The 1,355-nt window shown below is 69.9% G+C and carries 2 protein-coding genes; one reads left to right on the plus strand and one right to left on the minus strand.

Annotation, left to right across the window (positions count from 1 at the left end; all coding sequences use genetic code 11):
- On the plus strand, positions 1-474 hold a 474-nt coding region (locus tag ACZ3YL_RS42455), incomplete at its 5' end, for an electron transfer flavoprotein subunit alpha/FixB family protein (RefSeq protein ID WP_465663209.1).
- A 126-nt stretch (positions 475-600) separates the two neighbouring features.
- Here the strand turns inward: ACZ3YL_RS42455 and ACZ3YL_RS42460 are convergent.
- Complete coding sequence (locus ACZ3YL_RS42460; protein WP_188308254.1) at positions 601-1,035, minus strand: PhlB family protein; 435 nt, start codon at positions 1,033-1,035, stop codon at positions 601-603.
- Between the last annotated feature and the right edge of the window lie 320 nt (positions 1,036-1,355).

A 1,355-nucleotide genomic window follows, 5' to 3' on the forward strand; every position in this document is an offset into this window, starting at 1 on the left:
GCGGCCGCCGGCGCCGTGGAGAACGTGTCGGTGGAGTTCACCGGCAACGCCGCCAAGGTCACCTCGCGCACCCCGCGCGTCTCGACCGGCCGCCCCGAGCTGACCGAGGCCGCCATCGTGGTCTCCGGCGGTCGCGGTGTCGGTGCGGCCGAGGGCTTCGGCGTGGTCGAGGAGCTCGCCGACGCGCTGGACGCGGCGGTCGGTGCCTCGCGCGCCGCCGTCGACGCCGGCTGGTACCCGCACAGCTCGCAGGTCGGCCAGACCGGCAAGCAGGTCTCCCCGCAGCTGTACGTCGCCAACGGCATCTCCGGCGCCATCCAGCACCGGGCCGGCATGCAGACCTCGAAGACCATCGTGGCCGTCAACAAGGACCCGGAGGCCCCGATCTTCGAGCTGGCCGACTACGGCGTGGTCGGCGACCTCTTCGAGGTGCTGCCGCAGCTCACCGCCGAGGTGAAGTCCCGCAAGGGCTGATCCCCCGGAGCAGCGCGGAGGGCGTGGCACTCGGTACCCCCGGTACCGAGTGCCACGCCCTCCGTCGTTTCCGGCCGCGGTCCGGACGGCCCGTACGAACCGTCCGGACCGGCTGGACGGCGCCGGCTACTCGGTGAAGGCGGCGAGGTGCTGGGTGAACCCGCCCTTGGCCGGCGGCAGCGGGCGCGGCTCGACGTCCTGCTCCTTCGGCGGCTCCTCCATCGGAAGCAGCCGCAGCTCGGGCTGGTCGGAGTCGGGGGAGGAGAACAGCCGCACCCGGGTGCCGACCGGGACGGTGCTGCGCATCCCGTCCACGATGCACCAGACGTCGAACCCCTCCGCCATCCGGATCAGCGACTTCTGGCGGACCAGCGGCGTCCGGGCCTGCTCGACCGCGCAGCGCCGGACGACGCCGGTGCCCTCGCTGGGCTCCAGCCGCAGTTCGGTGGAGCCGCAGGTGGGGCAGAGCAGCCGCTGGAAGGTCGGGTTGTTGCACCAGGTACAGCGCTGGAAGTACAGCGTCGTACTCCGGGTGTCGGCATCGATGGCTGAGTGGACCACGCTGTCATCTCCCTGCGCTCGGACCGGCTCCGTCGGCGGTAGTACGGCAGAAGTACGGCGGAAGTACGGCAGTGGTGCGGCGGTAGTTCGGCCGTAGTTCGGCAAGAAAAGGATAGGGAACTCAGTGCCGTCCTGTGAAGGCACTGAGTTCCCTTTTTGCCGCGCGCGTGCATAATGAAGGGTACTGAGTACCGTCGTGAAACAGGAGTGGCGATCATGAGCCAGGACTTCGATCTCTTCCGTATCTCCGAGGAGCACCAGATGCTCCGTGAGGCGGTGCGTTCGCTGGCCGAGGCGAAGATCGCTCCGTTCGCGGCGGA

Source organism: Kitasatospora sp. NPDC023176 (assembly GCF_055560495.1).